Consider the following 16485-nt stretch of genomic DNA (forward strand, 5'->3'; position numbering starts at 1 on the left):
AAAACAACGGGTTGTCATAACGATGAAACACAACTCTGCCGGTCATTGAGGCAGAGTTGTGTTGTGGTCTGTGTGCACGGGCGGGGTTGGTCAGCGCACGAATTTCTCGCTGATCTCTTCCAGGATGGCAGGATCATCAATGGTGCTGGGTACGCTGTACTCTTCACCGTCCGCAATCTGGCGGATGACGCGGCGCAGAATCTTGCCAGACCGGGTCTTCGGTAAACGCTCCACCACCATGGCCCGACGGAAGCACGCTATGGCGCCAATCTTGTCGCGGACCATTTCTACCAGCTCTTCTTCCAGTTCATCCTGGTCTATGGTTGCGCCGTCTTTGATCAGCACCAGGCCGACCGGGATCTGGCCCTTCATGTCGTCGTGGGCGCCTACAACACAGCACTCCGCGACTGCCGGGTGTGAAGCCACCACCTCTTCCATTTCGCCGGTGGACAGGCGATGTCCGGCGACGTTGATCACGTCATCGGTCCTGCCCATGATGAACACGTAGCCGTCGTCATCAATAAAGCCGCCGTCGCCGGAGCTGTAAAAGCCGGGAATCGGATTCAGGTAGCTGCTCTGGAAGCGTTTGTCGTCGCCCCATACGGTCATCAGGCACCCCGGTGGCAGGGGCAGTTTGACGGCTATCTGGCCTTGCTCGCCGGCCGATACCTGGCTGCCTTCCATATCGACGACCTGCACGTTGAAGCCGGGCGACGGTACCGTCGCCGAGCCCGGTTTTGTGGTCATCATTTCAATGCCTACCGGGTTGCAGCAGATGGCCCAGCCGGTTTCGGTCTGCCACCAGTGGTCGAGAATCGGCAGGCCCGTGTGTTCCTTCAGCCATTCGTAGGTGGGGGGGTCCAACCGCTCGCCGGCCAGGAAAATGCGTTTCAGCGACGAGACATCGTAGCGGCTTAGCTGATCAGCCTCCGGGTCTTCCTTGCGCACGGCCCGGAAGGCGGTGGGCGCGGTGAACAGCATGTTCACCTTGTGATCCTGGATTACCCGCCAGAAGGCGCCGGCGTCAGGGGTTTTTACCGGTTTGCCCTCATACAGGATGGTGGTGCAGCCAGCGAACAGGGGCGCATAGACAATGTAGCTGTGGCCTACCACCCAGCCCACGTCTGACGCCGCCCAGAAGACATCGCCGGGTTTGGCGTCGTAGACCAGTTTCATGCTGTATTTGAGTGCCACGGCATGGCCGCCGTTATCCCGCACCACGCCTTTTGGCTTTCCGGTGGTGCCGGAGGTGTAAAGCACATAAAGCGGGTCGGTGGCTTTCACTGGCACCGGATCTGCTGGCTCCGCATTGGCGGGCATGTCGTTCCAGTCGTAATCCCGTCCTTCCGACAGGTTGGCTGTGACTTGCGGCCGCTGGTACACCACACACAGCTCAGGCTTGTGGCTGGATTGCTCAATGGCCCTGTCCACCAACGGTTTGTATTCAATGACCCTGGTGACTTCAATGCCGCAGGAGGCCGTGATCAGCGCCTTGGGCTTGGCATCCTCAATGCGCACCGCAAGTTCGTGGGCAGCAAACCCACCGAAAACCACTGAGTGGATGGCACCCAGGCGGGCACAGGCCAGCATGGCAATGGCTGCCTGCGGAATCATTGGCATGTAGATAATGACCCGGTCACCCTTCTCGATCCCGCGAGCACGCAGGGCGCCGGCAAACAGGGCTACTTCATCCCGTAATTGGTCATAGGTGAAGTGTTGCTGGCTGTTGGTCACCGGCGAATCGTAAATCAGGGCTGTCTGTTGACCACGGCCCGCCCGGATGTTGGCATCAAGCGCTACGTCGCTGGTATTCAGAAGGCCATCGGGGAACCACTGGCCGTGACCGTTATCGAGTGCCTGCCAGATGGTGTTCGGGGTTTCGATCCAGTCAATGTTCTGGGCCTGCTCGCGCCAGAAGTCATCCCGTTGGTCGATAGACCGGCGGAACTCGGAGTGGTATGTCATGCTTTCCACCTCAGTTGTGCTGTTATTGTTCTATGGCTGTTATGCACAACTGTAGAAGCTTTAGAAACAGGGGCTACTAGACCATAGGCGTAGTTGGCCGTTTTTGTCTGTTCAATCCCCGTTGGAATTGATCTCCGTCACCTTCGCCGTGACGCTGCCGTGGCCCAGCCGGGCGGTGATGGCGGCGCCTTCGACAAGCTGGCTGGCGTCACGAACAATCTGGTTCTGCTCATCCCTCACAATCGCGTAACCGCGCCCCAGGGTGGCAAGCGGGCTGACAACGTGGAGTGCCTGGGCGTTGTATTGGTAGCGTTCCTGTTGCTGCTTCAGGTAATGGCGGGTGGCCATCTCAAGGCGTTCATGGAGCCGGGTCACCTGGTCCCGGGCGGCGATCAGTGTACGGCGTGGGGATTGGGTGGCAAGGCGCTGGGTCAGGTGATCGGTTTTTACCCGGGTTTGGGTCAGTCGCTGGGCGATCGCCTTGTTCAGCCGAACGTCCAGCTCATCCATGCGCTGGGCCTTTTCCTGCAATTCCCTGCGTGGGTCCCGCAGCCGTGCAGACAGGTGGCCAAGCTGTGTGTGCAGGCGCTGGGTTAGCCGGCGCGCCGCCTGGCTCAGCCTCAGTTCCTGCTCGTTCAGCCGGCGCAGCCAGTGGTTTTGGTCCGGGGAAACCTTCTCAGCGGCCGCTGAGGGGGTGGGCGCGCGAAGATCGGCTACGAAATCCGCAATGGTGACATCCACTTCATGGCCCACTGCACTGACGGTGGGGATACTGCAGCTGGCAATGGCCCGGGCTACCGCTTCTTCATTAAAGCACCACAGGTCTTCCAGTGAGCCGCCGCCGCGCCCGATGATCAGGACATCGGCCACGCCGTGTTGCTGGGCGCGCTGTATTGCGTTGACGATGTCGGCCGTGGCGGCCTGGCCCTGTACTGCTGTGGGGTAGAGGGTGACGGGGATGGCGGGGCAGCGCCGGGCCAGCACGGTCAATATGTCATGGATGGCGGCGCCCGTGGGCGAAGTCACAACACCAATGTGGCGCGGTGTGGCTGGAATGGCCTTTTTCCTTGCCGGGTCGAAAAGGCCCTCCGATTGCAGTTTCAGCTTCAGGGCCTCAAAGGCCTGTTGCAGTTCACCCAATCCCGCCGGTTCCAGGTGTTCGACAATGATCTGATAGTCGCCCCGGTTCTCGTAGAGTGTGACCTTTCCGCGGATGCGAATCTGGTCGCCTTCACGGGGCAGGGTGCGCAGGCGTTGATTGGCACCCCGGAACATGGCACAGCGCACCTGGCACTTCTGGTCTTTCAGGGAAAAGTACCAGTGGCCGGAGGAAGGTCTTGAAAATCCGGACAATTCGCCCTCCACCCAGACCTGCATAAAGCTTGTTTCCAGCAGATGTCGTGCCTGGTGGTTGAGTTCGCTGACCGACAGGGCCCGGGGCCGGGAATCCGGATAAGGGGGTATCAAAGGGCGCGCTCCGTGATTATTCATACGCAATAGCCGAAAGAGAGGGGTAAAAATAACGGAAATTCAAAAAGATGCAACCAAACACCAAAAACCTCGCGGTTTACTGTCTGTTGGCACCACTTTATAATAGATCGATTAAGGATTTTGCCTTGCTGTGCCGCCGCGGGTACAGCATGGAATTTCCAAACTTAGCATGTTCAAAAGGCGGACCCAAATGCTGCGTATTGCCGAAGAAGCCCTCACGTTTGACGACGTTCTCCTCGTGCCCGGATATTCCGAAGTTCTGCCTCATCAGGTGGAGCTGAAGACTCAATTGACCAAAGGCATCACCCTGAATATTCCGCTGGTGTCATCGGCCATGGATACGGTCACTGAAGCCGAGCTGGCCATTGCCATGGCTCAGGAAGGCGGCATCGGCATCATGCACAAGAACATGTCAGTGGAACAGCAGGCGGCTGCCGTACGCAAGGTCAAGAAATACGAGAGCGGCGTTGTTAAAGATCCGATTACCGTAACGCCCGAAACCACCGTCCGTGAGCTGGTCGATATCACCATGGCCAACAGCATCTCCGGGCTGCCGGTTGTGGATGGCCACGATCTGGTTGGTATCGTCACTGGCCGCGATATTCGCTTTGAAAGCCGGATGGATACGCTGGTGCGTGACATCATGACGCCGAAGGAAAAACTGGTCACCGTCAAAGAAGGCGCCAGCCTGGAAGAGATCAAAGAGCTGCTGCACCGTCACCGCATCGAGAAAGTCCTGGTGGTGAACGACGACTTTGAACTGCGGGGCCTGGTCACCGTCAAGGATATCCAGAAAGCCAAAGACTACCCGCTGGCCTGTAAAGACGAGCAGGGCCGTCTGCGCGTGGGTGCGGCGGTGAGCACCGGTGGTGATACCGATGCCCGGATTGCAGCGCTTGCCGAAGCGGGCGTGGATGTGATTGTGGTGGATACCGCCCATGGCCATTCCAAGGGTGTGATTGACCGGGTTCGCTGGGTAAAGCAGAACTACCCTGATGTTCAGGTGATTGGCGGCAATATTGCCACCTCGGGTGCAGCGATTGCCCTGGCGGATGCCGGCGCGGATGCGGTCAAGGTGGGAATCGGTCCCGGCTCCATCTGTACCACCCGTATTGTCGCCGGCATTGGTGTGCCGCAGATTTCGGCGGTGTCCAATGTGGCAGCGGCGCTGAAAGAGCGCGGCGTCCCCGTGATTGCCGATGGTGGTATCCGGTTCTCCGGTGATATCGCAAAAGCCATCGCAGCGGGCGCCCACAGCGTCATGATCGGTAGCCTGCTGGCGGGTACTGACGAAGCCCCGGGTGAAGTGGAATTGTTCCAGGGTCGGAGCTACAAGGCATACCGTGGCATGGGATCTATCGGTGCCATGGGGCAGGGTTCCAGCGACCGCTATTTCCAGGATGCCAGCAAAGGTATTGAAAAACTGGTGCCGGAAGGCATTGAAGGCCGTGTGGCCTGCAAAGGCCCCATGCGCAACATCGTGCACCAGCTGGTGGGCGGTTTGCGTGCATCCATGGGTTACACAGGCAGTGCAACCATGGATGAGATGCGTACCAAGCCGGAATTCGTGCGCATTACCAACGCCGGGATGCGTGAGAGCCACGTGCATGACGTGACCATCACCAAAGAAGCTCCCAACTACCGAATCGGCTAAGAACTGTCTGATTTGACGCGGCCCGGTTTCCGGGCCGCGCTGTTTTTTTAAAGCCCGAGGACTCCATGGCTCAGAACATTCACGACCACCGTATCCTGATTCTTGATTTCGGTTCCCAGTACACCCAGCTGATCGCCCGCCGTGTGCGTGAAATTGGCGTGTACTGTGAAATCAAGGCCTTTGACGTAACAGACGAAGAACTCAACGAGTTCAATCCCAAAGGCATCATCCTGGCGGGTGGTCCGGAATCGGTAACCCAACTGGGTGGTCCCCGTGCACCGGAAGGGCTGTTCGACAAAGGCATTCCGATTCTGGGCATCTGCTATGGCATGCAGACCATGGCGGAGCAACTGGGCGGCCGTGTTGCCAGCTCTGAGAAGCGCGAATTCGGCTACGCCCAGGTGAAAGTTCGGGCCAAGGGCCCTCTGCTGCAGGACATTACCGACCACCTGACACCTGCGGGTGAGTCCCTGCTCGACGTCTGGATGAGCCACGGTGACAAAGTGGTTGCCATGCCGGAAGGCTTTGAACTTTTAGCCTCTACCGAGAGCGCGCCGATTGCCGCCATGCAGGACCTCAACCGTAACCTGTACGGTGTCCAGTTCCATCCGGAAGTGACCCACACTCTCCAGGGTAAGCGGATTCTCGAGCACTTTGTCCTGAATGTCAGTGGCTGTGAGGCCCTTTGGACGCCGGCCAAGATTGTTGATGACGCGGTTCGCCAGATTCGTGAACAGGTAGGCTCCGAAAAGGTTCTGCTGGGGTTGTCCGGCGGTGTGGATTCCTCGGTAACGGCGGCCCTGCTGCACAAGGCCATCGGCGATCAGCTGACCTGCGTGTTTGTGGATAACGGCCTGCTGCGCCTGCACGAAGGCGATCAGGTGATGGACATGTTCGCCAGCAACATGGGTGTGAAAGTCATCCGTGCGGATTCCGAAGACCTGTTCCTGTCCAAGCTCAAGGGCGTTAATGATCCTGAGCAGAAGCGCAAGATCATCGGTAACACATTTATTGATGTGTTCGATGCCGAGGCGGCCAAGATCAAAGATGTGAACTGGCTGGCCCAGGGCACCATCTACCCGGACGTGATCGAATCTGCCGCCTCCAAAACCGGCAAGGCCCATGTGATCAAATCCCACCACAACGTGGGTGGCCTGCCGGAAACCATGAAAATGAAACTGGTTGAGCCGCTGCGGGAGCTGTTCAAAGACGAAGTTCGCAAGATTGGACTTGAGCTCGGTTTGCCTTACGACATGGTTTACCGCCACCCGTTCCCGGGGCCGGGCCTGGGTGTCCGTATCCTTGGCGAAGTGAAGAAAGAGTACGCGGAAATTCTGCGCCGCGCCGATGCAATCTTCCTGGAAGAGCTGCACCGTGCGGATCTGTACCACAAGACCAGCCAGGCCTTTGCGGTGTTCCTGCCGGTGAAATCCGTAGGTGTGGTAGGCGATGCCCGCCGGTACGAATACGTGATTGCAATTCGGGCAGTGGAAACCATCGACTTTATGACTGCACGTTGGGCGCGCCTGCCGTATGATCTGCTGGAAACCGTATCCAACCGGATTATTAACGAGATTTCTGGCGTTTCCCGTGTGACCTACGACATCTCTTCCAAACCACCCGCGACGATTGAGTGGGAGTAAGTCGAGGCAGGGGATAAGGGATAGTGAACGACACTCCGGAAGATCGGCGCTGGATGGCCAGGGCACTGGAACTCGCCGCCCAGGCCGGGGCAGCCGGTGAAGTGCCGGTTGGCGCCATTGTTGTTCTGGATGGCAGGGAGATTGGGGCGGGCTTCAATGCCCCGATTTCCCACTGCGACCCGACCGCTCATGCGGAAATCAGGGCCCTGCGGGATGCTGCGGCTCGGGTGGGGAACTACCGGTTAGCGGGCGCTACGCTGTATGTAACCCTGGAGCCATGCACCATGTGTGTGGGCGCTATTGTCCATGGTCGTATCAGCCGGTTAGTGTATGGTGCCGCTGAGCCCAAGGCGGGCGCCGTTGAATCGGCCCGAAGAACCCTTGAAGAGCCGCACCTGAACTGGCGGGTAGAGGTTTGTGGGGGCGTGATGGCCGAACCGTGTGGTCAGGTGATCTCCGAATTTTTCAGCCGGCGCCGTCGGGAAATCCGGCAGCGCCGCCAACAACACTCAGGGAAGGGAAGCACAGACTCATGAAAGTTCTTGTTACCGGCGGTGCCGGATATATCGGCAGCCACGTTGTGCGTCAGTTGGCAGCAGCGGGCCACGACATTGTGGTGTTCGATAACCTCTCTACCGGCTATCGCTGGGCGGTAACCGCCGGAGAGCTGGTGGAAGCCGACCTGGCGGATGAAGACGCGATAGAAGCCGTATTTTCCGCCCATACATTCGAAGCGGTCCTGCACTTTGCGGCGAACATCGTGGTGCCGGAGTCTGTCGCCAATCCCCTCAAGTACTACAGCAATAACACCCGTAACACTCTGAATCTGCTGAAAGCGGTTGAGCGCCATCAGGTGCCATACATGGTGTTTTCTTCCACCGCGGCGGTCTACGGCATGCCAGATGAAACGGTACTGACAGAAGACCTGCCGCTGGCACCCATCAATCCCTACGGCGCCTCCAAGATGATGAGCGAGCGGATGATGATGGACCTGGCGGCGGCCAGTAACCTTAACTACGTCATCCTGCGCTACTTCAATGTGGCCGGCGCCAATCCGGAGGGCTTGCTGGGGCAGGCGACACCGGAGGCCACGCATCTGATCAAAGTGGCCTGCGAATGTGTGACCGGTCAGCGTGAGGGTATGAGTGTATTTGGTACCGACTACGAAACCCGCGATGGCACCTGCATCCGTGATTACATCCATGTGGAAGACCTGGCAAAGGCCCACGTGATGGCGCTGGATTACATGGCCAAGGGTGGTGAGTCCCAGGTACTCAACTGTGGTTATGGTCGCGGTTTCACCGTGCGGGAAGTGATTGATGTGGTCAAGGCGGAATCCGGTGTCGACTTTCCGGTGGCCGAGACCGGACGCCGCGCCGGCGACCCGGCGGCACTGATGGCCGACAACACGCGAATCAAGAATGTTCTGGGCTGGCAGCCGGATTACGATGACCTCAATACCATCGTGCGTACCGCTCTGGCCTGGGAAGCGGTTTGGCAGAAGAAAAAAGCTTCTCGATAACACTCTCAAACAACGATTTTCAGGAACTTTTAAATGAAGATTACGATTTTCGGAACCGGATACGTGGGCCTGGTAACAGGTGCCTGTCTTGCGGATGTTGGTCACGATGTGCTTTGTATGGATGTGGATCAGGGCAAGATCGAGAAACTGAAGAACGGCCAGATCCCGATTTACGAGCCGGGTCTGGACAGCATCGTCAAACACACCGTAGAAGCCGGCCGTTTGTCGTTCACCACCGACACCGAACAGGCTGTCAAGCACGGTACCCTACAGTTCATTGCTGTGGGCACACCGCCGGATGAAGATGGCTCTGCCGACCTGCAATACGTGCTCGCGGTGGCGAAATCCATCGGCCAGTACATGGACGACTATAAAGTGGTTGTCGACAAGTCCACCGTGCCTGTGGGTACCGGTGACAAAGTAAAGGCAGCGGTACGTGCGCAGCTCGACAAGCGCGGCCTGGAGTTGGATTTCGACGTGGTGTCCAACCCGGAATTCCTGAAAGAAGGCGCCGCCATCAACGACTTCATGAAGCCGGACCGCATTGTGGTGGGAACCGACAGCGACCAGGCAGCGGAGCTGTTGCGGGAAGTTTACTACCCGTTCAACCGTAACCACGACCGGATGATCTTCATGGATATCCGCTCGGCAGAACTCACCAAGTACGCCGCCAACTCCATGCTGGCCACCAAGATCAGCTTCATGAACGAAATGTCCAACCTGGCCGAACGCCTGGGTGCCGACATCGAAGCGGTACGCCGGGGCATTGGTTCCGACCCCCGCATTGGCTACCACTTCATCTACCCTGGCTGCGGCTACGGTGGCTCCTGTTTCCCGAAAGATGTCCAGGCCCTGGCCCGGACCGCCGGTGATTGCGATTACGAAGCCAAGTTGCTGAATGCAGTAGAAGCCGTTAACTACGCTCAGAAACACGTGCTGTTCGACAAGATCAGCCACTTCTTCCAGGGTGATCTGAAAGGCAAGGTGGTTGCGGTCTGGGGCCTGGCCTTCAAGCCGAACACCGACGACATGCGTGAAGCCTCCTCGCGGACGCTGATGGAAAATCTCTGGAAAGCTGGCGCCACCGTGCAGGCCTTTGACCCGGAAGCCATGGAAGAAACCCAGCGCATCTACGGTGACCACGAAGGCCTGACTCTGTGTGGCACCAAAGAGCAGGCCCTAAAAGGTGCCGATGTGCTGGCCATCTGTACCGAGTGGAAGGAATTCCGTTCGCCGGACTTCGATCTGATTGCCGGCGCCTTGAAGCAGCCAGCGGTGTTCGATGGTCGAAACCTGTACGAACCGGAAATGCTCGAGCGCCATGGTCTGGTTTACTACGCCATTGGCCGCGGCCGTAACCAGTTTCATTCTGCTGGTTGATCGAGAGGGCTGGTGATGTTTCAGCTACACGAAAGGCTCGCGGCAGATACCCACCACCTGGGTTACAGCCGCCTGTGCGAAATCCTGTTGATGAACGACAGCACTTGGCCCTGGATCATCCTGGTGCCGGCGGTGCCGGACATCCGGGAAATCTACCAGCTGAACCATAAGCAACAGGTGCGGTTGCTGGAGGAGTCCTCTACGCTTGGTCAGGGCATGATGGAGCTTTTCGGTGGCGACAAGATGAATGTGGCGGCGCTGGGTAACATGGTGCCGCAGCTTCATTTGCACCACATCGTACGCTTTGAAGGTGACCCCGCGTGGCCCGGCCCTGTGTGGGGTAAGCAGCCTCCTGTGCCGTACACAGGGGAGGAGCTGGAAGAGACTCGTGCCAGGTTAAAGCCCCTGCTGCAATCCCTGGCCTGAATCGGGCTCCGGTTATTCCCGGCCCTGCTGCCATTGCGCCAGTGTCTGGGAGCCTACCAGAATCATTCGCAGCTCGGTTTTGAGCTTGGCTTTCAGTTCGTCCCGTTCCTTCGGCGTGGCGTCCAGCGCTTCTGCACCTTGATTGAACACCAGGGTGACCATGGATTCAGCCACCAGCCTGGCATCCGCCAGGGGCTTGTTCTGTTCATCCGCAAACCGCCCAAGGTCATCTGCCAGTTCCGTTACGAAGTGATCAATCTCGGCCTTGACGGCGGTTCGGAACGGTTTCGATACCCCGGTGCGCTCCCGTAGCATCAGGCGGAACAGGTTGGAGTTGTTACCCAGGTACTCCATAAACGTATCTACGGATGTGGAAATGGCGCTGCCGTCCCGGGCAATCCGCTTGCGGGCCTGGCGCATCAACTGCCGCAGTGCAACGCCGCCTTCATCGACCAGTGCCAGGCCCAGTTCATCCAGCTCGGAAAAATGCCGGTAGAAGGAGGTGGGGGCAATGCCCGCTTCCCGGGCAACCTCGCGCAAACTCAAGCTGCCAAAGCCCCGATCCGCACTCAGTTGTGCCAGGGCGGCATCCATCAAAGCCCGTCGGGTTTTCAGTTTCTGTTCCGCTCTGGTGGCCAACGTCTTACTCCATGGTCCGCTCAAACCATGCATTCTAGCCCCCGGTTTTTTGATAGTCATCCCGGCGTTCAATATCCACTGCCAATTCTGTTTGGGGACGCCTGATTTTCACAGTCATTGTGTTTATAATGGGCGGCTTTTCGGCTTTGGTCGCTGACATTTGCGGGCGGCCTCAAAAATGCTGCAAGCAAGCTGATGGGGATGGCTTTCTGAAACACGCTGTGAATACATCCATGTACGCTCGGCTCCGCCATCCATGGCTCCGCACGGTTTCGGAAAGCCATCCCCATCAGCTTGCCCAGACGCTTTTATTAAACGCGAACACATTCAGATACAACGGGAACCGATATGCGCAGTCATTATTGCGGTGGGATCAACGAATCCCACATCGATCAGGAAGTCACTCTCTGTGGATGGGTACACCGCCGCCGTGACCACGGTGGGGTTATCTTCCTGGATCTGCGAGATCGGGATGGCATGTCTCAGGTGGTTGTCGATCCCGACACTCCAGAGAGCTTTGCTCTGGCGGAGAAGGTTCGCAGTGAGTTTGTCGTCAAGGTCACCGGCCGCGTGCGTCGCCGCCCCGCCGGTACCGAAAACAGCAATATGCCGACCGGCCAGGTTGAGCTGCTGGGTAAGGAAGTCGTGATCCTGAACGCCGCTGCCACGCCGCCGTTCCCGCTGGACGAGCACGTAGATGTGGGTGAAGACGTTCGTCTGCGCTATCGCTTCATCGATTTGCGCCGCCCGGAGATGATCAACCGTCTGCGTTTCCGTTCCCGGGTAACCAGTTACATCCGCAACTTCCTGGATAGCCGCGGTTTCATGGATGTGGAAACACCGATCCTGACCCGCGCCACCCCGGAAGGCGCCCGTGACTACCTGGTGCCCAGCCGTACCCACGAAGGTTCCTTCTTCGCGCTGCCCCAGTCGCCGCAGCTGTTCAAGCAAATGCTGATGGTGTCGGGCGTTGACCGCTACTACCAGATCGCCAAGTGCTTCCGCGACGAAGACCTGCGGGCGGACCGTCAGCCGGAGTTCACGCAGGTTGATATCGAGGCCTCTTTCATTGATGAAGAGACCCTGATGAAGCTGAACGAAGACATGATCCGTGCCCTGTTCAAAGATGTGCTGGATGTCGAGCTGCCGGAATTCCCGCGCATGCCGTATTCCGAAGCCATGCAGCGTTACGGCAGCGACAAGCCGGACCTGCGTATTCCGCTGGAGCTGCAAGACGTTAACGACCTGGTGGAAGGCGTGGACTTCAAAGTCTTTGCCGGCCCCGCGAAAGATCCGAAAGGCCGCGTTGCCGCGTTGCGCGTACCCAAGGGTGGTGCGCTGACCCGTAAGCAGATCGACGACTACACCAGGTTTGTCGGCATATACGGTGCCAAGGGCCTGGCCTACATCAAGGTGAACGAGCTGGCCAAGGGCGTCGAAGGCCTGCAGTCGCCGATCATCAAGTTCCTGGGTGATGACGTGGCCATGGCGATCATGGAGCGCGTTGCGGCAGAAGACGGCGACATCGTGTTCTTTGGTGCTGACAAGACCACCGTGGTCAACGAAGCCCTGGGCGCATTGCGCATCAAAGTCGGTCACGACCTCGACATGCTCACCTGTGAGTGGGCGCCGATGTGGGTGGTGGACTTCCCGATGTTTGAGGAACTGCCAGACGGCAGCCTCACCGCTATTCACCATCCGTTCACTGCGCCGTCCTGCAGCCCGGACGAGCTGGCGGCCGATCCGGCCAATGCGTTGTCCCGAGCTTACGACATGGTGCTGAACGGCACCGAGCTGGGCGGCGGGTCTATCCGTATCCACGATGGCAAGATGCAGGAAACGGTGTTCCGTATCCTGGGTATCGAAGAAGAGGAAGCTCGCGCCAAGTTTGGCTTCCTGCTGGACGCTTTGAAGTTCGGTTGCCCGCCACACGGCGGCTTGGCTTTCGGCCTGGATCGCCTGGTGATGCTGATGACCGGTTCGTCGTCCATCCGGGATGTCATCGCCTTCCCGAAAACCCAGAGCGCCACCTGTCTGATGACCCAGGCGCCGGGTGCGGTAGACGAAAAGCAGCTGAAAGAGCTGCACATTCGCCTGCGTCGCTCAGTCAAGGCGGTTGAGGGTAACAAAGCCGAAGACAAAGAGTGATGCGCAAGCCCGGAGGTTGCCCATGGCGCCTCCGGGCTGAGTCGTTTTGCTCAAGCTATCTCTGAGGGCGCGCGGATGGCCATCATCCTGGGTGTAGACCCTGGCTCACGAATCACCGGCTACGGCATCATTCGTGCGGAAGGCCGCCAGATTGAGTATATCGACAGCGGCTGTATCCGGGTGGGTGAAAAGCCCATGGCGGAGCGCCTGCAAACCATTTTCCACAGCCTTGCTGTGTTGATTGGTGAGTACCGTCCGGAAGAGTTTGCCATCGAGCAGGTGTTCATGGCCCGTAACCCGGATTCAGCCCTCAAGCTGGGGCAGGCCAGGGGTGCGGCGATTGTCAGTGCCGCCAACAGCGGCCTGGCTGTCCATGAATATTCAGCTCGCCAGGTCAAACAGGCGGTGGTTGGTACCGGTGGCGCTGACAAATCCCAGGTTCAGCATATGGTCCAGGCACTGCTGGGTTTGTCCCGCAAGCCCCAGGCAGATGCGGCGGATGCCCTGGCGATCGCACTGTGTCATGCCCACATGAACCAGAGCATACTGAAGCTCGCCGGCACCGGTGGCAAAGCGCGAAGCGGGCGGGTTCGGCAACAATAACAGGCTCAGACAAGCCCCAGGAGGCCTGCATTGATCGGTAGAATCCGAGGCATATTGATAGAGAAGGCCCCCGGCCACGCACTGGTGGAGTGCTCCGGTTTGGGTTACGAAGTCGACATTCCCTACACCACCTTCTTTCACCTGCCGGAAACCGGGCAGGAAGTTACCTTACACACGCATTTAGCGGTCAGAGAAGACGCCCAGAGCCTGTATGGCTTTGCCTCCCGGCTGGATCGCAATCTTTTCCGGCTGCTGATCAAGGTCAATGGCGTTGGCCCCAAACTGGCTGTCGGCATACTGTCCGGCCTGGACGCCCAACAGTTTATACGCTGTGTTGAGGCCCGCGATGTCAGCGCCCTGGTGAAGCTGCCTGGGGTCGGCAAGAAAACCGCCGAGCGACTCCTGATTGATATGGCTGACCGCATTGGCCAACTGGAAGGGCAATTCACGCCGACGGTACCGGGGGCAGCGGCTCCGGGCGGCTCCACAACTGCGCCGGCCGCAAGTCACGATGCGAGAGACGAGGCCGAAGCCGCGTTGATTGCCCTGGGCTATAAGCCTCAGGAAGCGGCCAAGGCCATCAGCAAGGTGGCTGAGCCAGATATGACCAGCGAGGCGCTGATTCGCCTTGCCTTGCGTAATATGATCCCGGCCGGGTAGTTAACTTGCTCCCCGGTCTTTTTATGTGTCGCCCCATGACACCAATGTGTATAGAGCGTAACGTGACTCCAACCATGCCCTTTGTACAATTGGGGCAACTTGAACGTCAGGCCAAACCTGTGGGCACGTTGTTTATTCCCAGCAAGCGGATAATGCCATGATTGAATCTGACCGACTGATCTCGGCAAAGGCCGGTGAATACGAGGAAGTGCATGATCGGGCCGTTCGCCCGACGTTGCTGTCTGAGTATGTGGGTCAGCCGACGGTTCGTGAGCAGATGGAAATTTTCATCTCTGCTGCCCGGGGCCGCCAGGAAGCGCTGGACCACGTGCTGATTTTCGGCCCGCCGGGACTTGGTAAAACCACCTTGGCAAACATTATTGCCAACGAGATGGGGGTGTCGATCAAGACCACCTCTGGCCCGGTACTGGAAAAAGCCGGCGACCTGGCCGCCATGCTGACCAATCTCGAAGAAGGCGATGTGCTCTTTATCGATGAGATTCATCGCCTGAGCGCTGCGGTTGAAGAAGTATTGTATCCGGCGATGGAAGATTATCAGCTGGATATCATGATCGGCGAGGGGCCGGCGGCCCGATCCATCAAGCTGGATTTGCCCCCATTCACCCTGGTGGGTGCCACAACCAGGGCCGGTTTGCTGACATCTCCACTGCGGGACCGCTTTGGCATTGTTCAGCGTCTGGAGTTCTACAACACCCAGGACCTCACGCACATCATTCTCCGGTCGGCACGGTTGTCTTCGGTGACCATCGATGAACAGGGGGCGTTCGAGATAGCCCGCCGTTCCCGGGGCACGCCACGCATTGCCAACCGCCTGCTGCGGCGGGTGAGGGATTTTGCCGAGGTTCGCTCCGACGGCCACATCACTGCCGACATTGCCGACCAGGCTCTGAACATGTTGAAAGTGGACGACCAGGGCTTTGACCACATGGACCGCCGCCTGTTGCTGGCGATGATTGAAAAGTTCGATGGAGGACCGGTGGGTGTGGAAAGCCTGGCTGCAGCCATCAGTGAGGAGCGGGGGACCATCGAAGACGTGCTGGAGCCGTTCCTGATTCAGCAGGGCTTTATGGTACGAACGCCCCGTGGGCGGATGGTAACCTCCAGCGCCTACCGCCATTTTGGTGTGGTGGCCCCGAAAACCGGCGCTGAGGATGACCTCTTTGACTGAAAACGGTACGAAAGAACGCTTTGAATTACCTATCCGGGTGTATATAGAAGATACAGACGCTGGTGGTATCGTCTTCCATGCCAAGTATCTTCACTACATGGAACGGGCCAGAACCGAGTGGGTGCGTAGCCACGGTGTTGGCTTGAGGGCCGGCCTGGAAGACAACATAAGTTACGTGGTTCAGCGCATGAACCTGCACTATAAGGTGTCGGCCAAACTGGACGACCAACTGCTGGTTACTGCAGAGCCCACGGCCTCGTCCCGGGTTTGGATGAACTTTCGGCAGCAGGTGCTGCGAGCGGCAGACCGGCAGTTATTGTGCGAGGCCGATGTGCGGGTGGCCTGCATTGCACTGGATACCGGCAAGCCCAAGAGGCTGCCCGAGAACATGCAAAAGATTCTGAAGAAATCCATTTAGTTTATTGAAAAGCCTACAAACATAGTCGGGAGTGCACAGTGGAAGCGGAACTTTCAGTCTGGTATCTGATTGCCAATGCCGGGGTCTTGGTGCAGTTGGTCATGCTGTTGCTGGTGTTGGCATCGGTGGTGTCCTGGGCTTTGATTTTTCAACGCATTCAGGTGTTCCGGAAAGCGAAGCAGGCGCAGCTGGCCTTTGAAGAACGGTTTTGGTCCGGCATGGATCTGGGGCAGCTCTACAAAGAAGTGAATGCCGATCCGACGCCGTTTTCCGGAATGGAATCTGTATTCCGGGCCGGCTTCAAGGAGTTTTCCCGCCTGCGTCAGCAAAGTCGCGATGCAGACGCCGTCATGGAAGGCACCCAGCGTGCCATGCGGGTGGCTTTTTCCCGTGAACAGGAGCGCCTGGAAACCCATCTTCCGTTCCTGGCTACTGTGGGCTCAACCAGTCCGTATGTGGGGTTGTTCGGTACCGTGTGGGGCATCATGAATTCCTTCCGGGGGCTGGCGCAGGTGCAGCAGGCAACGCTTGCCACGGTGGCTCCAGGTATCTCGGAAGCATTGATCGCAACCGCCATGGGTCTGTTTGCAGCGATCCCGGCGGTTATCGCCTACAACCGGTTCTCTGCCATGTCGGATGCGCTGCTGAAGAACTATGAAACCTTTGCCGAGGAGTTTTCCAGCATTCTGCATCGCCGTGTCCATAACAGTGACCAGGCTGCCTGATGGCACTCGTCGATAAAGGGAG

15 protein-coding genes are annotated in these 16485 nt (G+C 58.4%); 12 read left to right on the forward strand and 3 right to left on the reverse strand.

Going from position 1 to position 16485, the window contains the following annotated elements:
- Nucleotides 1-90 precede the first annotated feature (90 nt).
- Both ACTZWX_RS01390 and xseA read right to left on the reverse strand, forming a co-directional pair.
- Nucleotides 91-1974: a propionyl-CoA synthetase gene (locus ACTZWX_RS01390; RefSeq protein ID WP_444712422.1), complete on the reverse strand. Its 1884-nt coding sequence runs from the start codon at nucleotides 1972-1974 to the stop codon at nucleotides 91-93.
- 102 nt (nucleotides 1975-2076) lie between these two features.
- Nucleotides 2077-3456: an exodeoxyribonuclease VII large subunit gene (xseA, locus tag ACTZWX_RS01395; protein WP_444712423.1), complete on the reverse strand. Its 1380-nt coding sequence runs from the start codon at nucleotides 3454-3456 to the stop codon at nucleotides 2077-2079.
- 190 nt (nucleotides 3457-3646) lie between these two features.
- Here xseA and guaB point away from each other — a divergent pair, with 190 nt between their 5' ends.
- From guaB to ACTZWX_RS01425, 6 genes are all read left to right on the forward strand, one after another.
- The gene (gene guaB / locus ACTZWX_RS01400) at nucleotides 3647-5110 is read left to right on the forward strand and encodes an IMP dehydrogenase (RefSeq protein WP_072677490.1); all 1464 of its coding nucleotides are present in this window, start codon (nucleotides 3647-3649) and stop codon (nucleotides 5108-5110) included.
- 65 nt (nucleotides 5111-5175) lie between these two features.
- Entirely contained in the window at nucleotides 5176-6753 is a 1578-nt protein-coding gene (gene guaA / locus ACTZWX_RS01405) for a glutamine-hydrolyzing GMP synthase (RefSeq protein ID WP_444712424.1), read from the forward strand.
- A gap of 23 nt (nucleotides 6754-6776) precedes the next feature.
- Nucleotides 6777-7289 (forward strand): tRNA adenosine(34) deaminase TadA, encoded by a 513-nt coding sequence (tadA, locus tag ACTZWX_RS01410; protein WP_416376911.1) that lies wholly within the window; start codon nucleotides 6777-6779, stop codon nucleotides 7287-7289.
- Nucleotides 7286-8275, forward strand: coding sequence for a UDP-glucose 4-epimerase GalE (gene galE, locus ACTZWX_RS01415; protein ID WP_444712425.1), 990 nt, complete (start codon nucleotides 7286-7288; stop codon nucleotides 8273-8275). The genes tadA and galE overlap by 4 nt, the downstream gene beginning before the upstream one ends.
- Before the next feature lie 33 nt (nucleotides 8276-8308).
- A complete protein-coding gene (locus ACTZWX_RS01420) occupies nucleotides 8309-9655 on the forward strand; it encodes a UDP-glucose dehydrogenase family protein (RefSeq protein ID WP_444712426.1) in 1347 nt (448 codons plus the stop codon).
- 15 nt (nucleotides 9656-9670) lie between these two features.
- Nucleotides 9671-10081, forward strand: coding sequence for an HIT domain-containing protein (locus ACTZWX_RS01425; protein ID WP_444712427.1), 411 nt, complete (start codon nucleotides 9671-9673; stop codon nucleotides 10079-10081).
- A 12-nt stretch (nucleotides 10082-10093) separates the two neighbouring features.
- Here ACTZWX_RS01425 and fabR read toward each other — a convergent pair whose 3' ends face one another.
- Nucleotides 10094-10720, reverse strand: coding sequence for an HTH-type transcriptional repressor FabR (gene fabR / locus ACTZWX_RS01430; RefSeq protein ID WP_072677487.1), 627 nt, complete (start codon nucleotides 10718-10720; stop codon nucleotides 10094-10096).
- A 348-nt stretch (nucleotides 10721-11068) separates the two neighbouring features.
- Here fabR and aspS point away from each other — a divergent pair, with 348 nt between their 5' ends.
- From aspS to tolQ, 6 genes are all read left to right on the forward strand, one after another.
- Entirely contained in the window at nucleotides 11069-12868 is a 1800-nt protein-coding gene (gene aspS / locus ACTZWX_RS01435) for an aspartate--tRNA ligase (protein ID WP_444712428.1), read from the forward strand.
- A 75-nt stretch (nucleotides 12869-12943) separates the two neighbouring features.
- A complete protein-coding gene (gene ruvC, locus ACTZWX_RS01440; RefSeq protein ID WP_058089589.1) occupies nucleotides 12944-13471 on the forward strand; it encodes a crossover junction endodeoxyribonuclease RuvC in 528 nt (175 codons plus the stop codon).
- Nucleotides 13472-13501: 30 nt separating this feature from the next.
- The gene (gene ruvA / locus ACTZWX_RS01445; protein ID WP_444712429.1) at nucleotides 13502-14131 is read left to right on the forward strand and encodes a Holliday junction branch migration protein RuvA; all 630 of its coding nucleotides are present in this window, start codon (nucleotides 13502-13504) and stop codon (nucleotides 14129-14131) included.
- 157 nt (nucleotides 14132-14288) lie between these two features.
- Nucleotides 14289-15320: a Holliday junction branch migration DNA helicase RuvB gene (gene ruvB / locus ACTZWX_RS01450; RefSeq protein ID WP_444712430.1), complete on the forward strand. Its 1032-nt coding sequence runs from the start codon at nucleotides 14289-14291 to the stop codon at nucleotides 15318-15320.
- On the forward strand, nucleotides 15304-15738 hold the full coding sequence (gene ybgC / locus ACTZWX_RS01455; protein WP_444712431.1) for a tol-pal system-associated acyl-CoA thioesterase: 435 nt from the start codon (nucleotides 15304-15306) through the stop codon (nucleotides 15736-15738). The genes ruvB and ybgC overlap by 17 nt, the downstream gene beginning before the upstream one ends.
- 38 nt (nucleotides 15739-15776) lie before the next feature.
- Nucleotides 15777-16463 carry a protein TolQ gene (gene tolQ / locus ACTZWX_RS01460; protein WP_058089593.1) on the forward strand — a complete coding sequence of 229 codons (687 nt, stop codon included), beginning with the start codon at nucleotides 15777-15779 and terminating at the stop codon, nucleotides 16461-16463.
- Nucleotides 16464-16485: the final 22 nt, after the last annotated feature.

The sequence above is a fragment of the Marinobacter sp. NSM genome (assembly GCF_052380025.1).
In the GTDB taxonomy this organism is placed as follows: Bacteria; Pseudomonadota; Gammaproteobacteria; order Pseudomonadales; family Oleiphilaceae; genus Marinobacter.

What these genes read in the sequence shown, in the direction of transcription:
- galE (WP_444712425.1), top strand. Translation starts at nt 7,286, where the DNA reads ATGAAAGTTCTTGTTACCGGCGGTGCCGGATATATCGGCAGCCACGTT.
- guaA (WP_444712424.1), top strand. Translation starts at nt 5,176, where the DNA reads ATGGCTCAGAACATTCACGACCACCGTATCCTGATTCTTGATTTCGGT.
- ybgC (WP_444712431.1), top strand. Translation starts at nt 15,304, where the DNA reads ATGACCTCTTTGACTGAAAACGGTACGAAAGAACGCTTTGAATTACCT.
- xseA (WP_444712423.1), bottom strand. Translation starts at nt 3,456, where the DNA reads ATGAATAATCACGGAGCGCGCCCTTTGATACCCCCTTATCCGGATTCC.
- guaB (WP_072677490.1), top strand. Translation starts at nt 3,647, where the DNA reads ATGCTGCGTATTGCCGAAGAAGCCCTCACGTTTGACGACGTTCTCCTC.
- ruvC (WP_058089589.1), top strand. Translation starts at nt 12,944, where the DNA reads ATGGCCATCATCCTGGGTGTAGACCCTGGCTCACGAATCACCGGCTAC.
- aspS (WP_444712428.1), top strand. Translation starts at nt 11,069, where the DNA reads ATGCGCAGTCATTATTGCGGTGGGATCAACGAATCCCACATCGATCAG.
- ACTZWX_RS01420 (WP_444712426.1), top strand. Translation starts at nt 8,309, where the DNA reads ATGAAGATTACGATTTTCGGAACCGGATACGTGGGCCTGGTAACAGGT.
- ACTZWX_RS01425 (WP_444712427.1), top strand. Translation starts at nt 9,671, where the DNA reads ATGTTTCAGCTACACGAAAGGCTCGCGGCAGATACCCACCACCTGGGT.
- ruvB (WP_444712430.1), top strand. Translation starts at nt 14,289, where the DNA reads ATGATTGAATCTGACCGACTGATCTCGGCAAAGGCCGGTGAATACGAG.